This window comes from Empedobacter sp. UBA3239 (genome assembly GCF_002362875.1).
GTDB classification, from domain to species: Bacteria; Bacteroidota; Bacteroidia; order Flavobacteriales; family Weeksellaceae; genus Empedobacter; species Empedobacter falsenii_B.
Window position 1 is genome coordinate 1 of record NZ_DEVJ01000084.1, and the last position, 4,498, is coordinate 4,498.

At 26.9% G+C, this 4,498-nt stretch carries 4 protein-coding genes; all 4 read left to right on the forward strand.

All coding sequences use genetic code 11. The features are described 5' to 3' along the window. The first annotated feature begins 962 nt into the window (after nucleotides 1-962). A complete protein-coding gene (locus tag B4G36_RS12655; RefSeq protein ID WP_291064257.1) occupies nucleotides 963-1,268 on the forward strand; it encodes a helix-turn-helix domain-containing protein in 306 nt (101 codons plus the stop codon). 287 nt (nucleotides 1,269-1,555) lie between these two features. Then, on the forward strand, nucleotides 1,556-2,596 hold the full coding sequence (locus tag B4G36_RS12660) for a RelA/SpoT domain-containing protein (protein WP_291064258.1): 1,041 nt from the start codon (nucleotides 1,556-1,558) through the stop codon (nucleotides 2,594-2,596). 278 nt (nucleotides 2,597-2,874) lie between these two features. Next, nucleotides 2,875-3,768, forward strand: coding sequence for a hypothetical protein (locus tag B4G36_RS12665; RefSeq protein WP_291064259.1), 894 nt, complete (start codon nucleotides 2,875-2,877; stop codon nucleotides 3,766-3,768). Then, a complete protein-coding gene (locus tag B4G36_RS12670; RefSeq protein WP_291064260.1) occupies nucleotides 3,768-4,406 on the forward strand; it encodes a hypothetical protein in 639 nt (212 codons plus the stop codon). Before B4G36_RS12665 ends, B4G36_RS12670 begins: the two co-directional genes overlap by 1 nt. Nucleotides 4,407-4,498: the final 92 nt, after the last annotated feature.

Here is a 4,498-nt window from a genome sequence, read left to right on the forward strand (position 1 = left end):
GATATACACCGATACAGGAATTTAACACTTTTTAACACATTATTACTCTAGTATTCCGTCATTTCAAGAAATCTTCTTTTCATTTTTTATTCATGCTCTTTATTATTTTATGAATATTGGATTCATATACCTTTCAGGGAAGCTCATCCAAAAAACGAAACAAAAAAAGATGCCGACAGTAGTCTCTCAATGATTCAACGAAATAAATTATTTCCATAAAGTTGGCAACTCACTTCGTTCAGACACTTAAACTTTTTTATTCCAATAATTTAGAGTTGAATTGCATTTCGATCCTAAATCGTCGGATTTTTAACTCCTTTTTCAATACTAAAATCTCAATACTAAAATCTAACGTCTTACATCTAAATAAAAGGTAGCAGAACCCCAATAAATTTGGAAAATGGCAATAAAGGATTTACTTTTAATGTGCGAAAAAAAAGAGTATAACAGTTACTGTCAAAGTCTCATTACCGAGGCTCTGATAGAGAGCGTGTAAAGAAAGGATAGCCCTTTGCTTTACGATCCGTGTTTTAAAAATGTTATAAAAACGGAGTATTGTTCTTTAAAAGAATTAGTAACACCAACAGACTTTGTCTGGCGGTTTTTTACGGATGAATGGAAATTGTTTCGTTCTCATTTTGTGTTGGGTTTTATGGAACGATGTCTTCTATTCTTGATAGAAGTAGAAATAAAAAGTCAGAGAAACGATTTACACTCCTTCATTATCGTGAGGAAATCCGGTAAGAAAACCTTTAGAGTAAACTCTTGCCCAATGAAGTACAAACGCATAAATCGCCCTCTGGAATTATCGCAAATATATGAAAATCCCAGTGTATTGGGCGACTTTTTGTACTCTCTAGGGCTTATAATTTACCGGATTATTCCCGAATAGAGAGACATCATTTCGTTAAGTCAAATAGCCTTAACTAATTGTGTCGCTTTAAACATATATCAAATATACAATGTTTGACATTAAACGCCAAACTTTTTTAATAAATATTTTAAATTATATGAAAATTAATCGATTAGATATTGTTTTTAAAGAAAGAAATGTACAAAATAGAGTCATTGCTAAATTTATTGGTAAAACTGAATTTACAATATCTAAATGGCGAAATAACAAAAGACAACCTTCTTTGGAAGAACTAATTGAGATTGCAAAATTACTAAGAGTAAGTATTTATGATTTAATAGAACCAACAAACTGGGACAATGAAAAAACAGATACATATGAGGAGTTTGTAAAAAAAGTAAAAGACATTAAATAATTAAAAACGGTTAGTTTAAAATAAAAATCTTAAATTCGAAATGAATATAAGTCATAGGCATGACGTTCATTTATTACTCAGGTGTTAGATTTTAGGTTAAAAGTTCACCTGAGTTTTTTATTTTACATAAATTAATACAAGTAAAGGGCTTCTATATAGAAGCCCTTTACTTATTTACACAATAATGGTTATAAATTAGATTAATTTATATATTTGTTATTTACATGAAACTAAAGCTATAGTAGTTTCGTGAAAAACAATGTTAGTGGTAATTTTATATAAACTTTATGCCAAGAAAATTTTCGAATAATAAAATTAAAGATGCAGGTAAAATTTTATCTAAACCTTTAAATTATACAGAAGCAGAAATTAACGACGCACAAGATAAATTAACTTATTGGCGTACCATACATTCAACTCCATTAAACACTTTTCAAACAACTTTAAGGCGAAAAATTAAACAACTAAATCTTGTAGATTGTATCACTGCACAAAGATTAAAAAGAGTCGATTCTATTATTAAAAAATTAAATCGTTTTAGTAATATGAAACTATCTACAATGCAGGATATTGCAGGTATAAGAGCTATTGTAAAAGATTTAAATGATGTTAATATTCTTGAAGAAAATTTTCTTAATAGTCGGATGAAACATTCAACATTGAGTTATAACGATTACATTGAAAATCCTAAAATTGACGGTTACAGAGGAAAGCATATTATTTTCGAATATTGTTCGGAAAATAATGAAATTGATAAGTTAAAAGTTGAGTTACAGATTAGAACTAAATTGCAACATATTTGGGCAACCACAGTTGAGACAATTGGTATTTTTTTAGATCAACCTCTAAAATCAAGCATAGGCCCTCAAAATTGGCTTAACTATTTTTCACTTGTTAGCGCAGGGTTTTCCATCATCGAAGGAACAAAAATTCATGAAAAATATTCGCATTTAACACATAAAGAAATATTCACTAAAATAGTTGAAGAATCTTTAGTTTTAGAAATCAGTCCAAAATTGAGAGGGTTTACTGTTGCTGCTGATCATATTATGAACAAGAATTATAAGGGAAAGTATAATTTAATAATATTAAATTTAGATAAAAGAGTCGTTAAAGTCAAAAATTATACTGCTAAAAATTATACTCAAGCAAATATCGATTACACTCAAATTGAAAGAGAAATTGATAAAGGAGCGAATTTACAAGCCGTACTTGTATCAACCGATTCAATAGGTTCTTTAGAAAAAGCTTTTCCCAGCTATTTCTTAGACTCTCAAGAGTATTTACAAAAGCTAAATGAAATTAATGCTTTGCTTAAAACATTATAAATTATGGTTAATAACTAAGCTTTTGTCATGCTCGTAGAGCTTGAGACGTATTGCAAATTATTTAAGACAGAAAAGAATAATAAACAACTTGGCTAAGTGTTTTTAAGCGAGGTTATTTTTTATTTCACAACAAGGTGTTCAATGTAGTTTTGTTTGTATATTTGAGGTTAATTTTATGAAATGCAGATATAGCTGTTTTTTTTAACGAAACTTTACTATATTTTACTTCGTGAAATAATATGTTAGCTGTAATTGAACAAATAATCGTCAAAATATAAATGGATAAACTTTTTGGGAATCTTAAGATTCGTAAACAATTCTTATTTTTTGTTATAAGTACATTAATTTTATTATTAATAATCAGATTTGGAGTTTTTCCAATTGAATCAGTTAAGGAATCAACGAACAAAGAAATTGTATCATTTATAGATAAATTTGTAACTTCCATTATAACTGCTTTAATGGTTGGTTACTTCATTTATAAGTTACAAATTGATGAGAAAAAAAAATCATTAGAATTTACATCTTCTTCACCACAAATTGAGGATAAATTAGATCAAGCTAGAAAAAAATGTGACAGTTGGAAATTTAATGGCGGATTAGGAAGATATACTAGATATATGACTTTGCCAGAATTATCATCTATTTCTTCGAAGAAAAGAGAAACATATAAAGTTGAACTAATTATTCTCAATCCAGAAAACGACATTTTACTTCAGAAATATGCTGACTTTAGAAATAGTGTTAATCTAAAAGCTAATTGGAATATAAATTTTTTAAGAAAGGAATTATTAGCAACATTATTTAGTGCCATCTACACAACAAAAACAAATCAATTTCTTGAAATAGATGTTTATGTAAAAGATTTTTTTACACTAAGTAGAATGGATATTTCAAATGAAACAGCAATCATTTCAAGAGAAGACCCATTAATTCCTACAATTATCTGTTACAATGAATCTTACTTATTTAAGCATTATAAAGAAGAATTTCAACAGGTTAAAAGACAGAGTAAAAAAATTGATTTAGATAAAATTAATACATTTTTACTAGATTTAAATAATTTAGATTCTTTAAGTAGAATTTTATTTCCCTGTTTAGCATTTACAAAAAATGAATTAAATGAAATACTACAAGAGGTAAATAATCCAAAAAATCCATTTAAAAAATGATGAAAACAATTTCAGCCAATAGTACTTATACAGAAGTAAAACATTTTATTACATCATTTTTTAATGAATATCTAAAAATTGAAATGCAAGATGTAAAATTCTATTTGCATCCATTAGGTTTTATATATTCAAGATTATATAGTTCAGAAAATGAGCAGTTAAGAATACATATTTGGCTGAAAGATTATAAGAAAAAAAACGACTTTTATATTCATGATCACTATTATGACCTAAACAGTTGGATTTTATTAGGTGAAATAAAAGATTTATTATACGATATCTCGGAAAAGGAAAATAGCGGTGAATTTATTATATATGAAGGTTCATATAATGAGAATGAAAATTACAGATATTTAAAACCATCTAATTTATTTTGTGATATTTTAAAAACTGAAGAACGATACTTTACAAAAGGAGATAAATATTTTATACAAAAAAGGAAATATCATTCTAATGAAATTATGTTTAATGATTCAGATTATGCTTGTACATTAGTTCTAACACAAAATCCTAATAAAATACATAGCCCAAAAGTATTAAGTAAAATTAAAAAGAGTGAAATAATAGAGGAAACTCCAAGTTTAATTTCATACAGCGACATGAAACTAATAATTGAAACCTTAAGTTCAAAATTATAAATATTCAACTACAGTTAACAAGGGGAACTGTTGCACAACTCTATTTTAGGTACAAAAACACAAAATAGTAATTAAAAAATAATCTGAAAGAA

Bases quoted from the DNA above. Each gene is read 5' to 3' on its own strand.
- B4G36_RS12655 (WP_291064257.1), top strand. From the start codon at position 963: ATGTTTGACATTAAACGCCAAACTTTTTTAATAAATATTTTAAATTAT.
- B4G36_RS12660 (WP_291064258.1), top strand. From the start codon at position 1,556: ATGCCAAGAAAATTTTCGAATAATAAAATTAAAGATGCAGGTAAAATT.
- B4G36_RS12665 (WP_291064259.1), top strand. From the start codon at position 2,875: ATGGATAAACTTTTTGGGAATCTTAAGATTCGTAAACAATTCTTATTT.
- B4G36_RS12670 (WP_291064260.1), top strand. From the start codon at position 3,768: ATGAAAACAATTTCAGCCAATAGTACTTATACAGAAGTAAAACATTTT.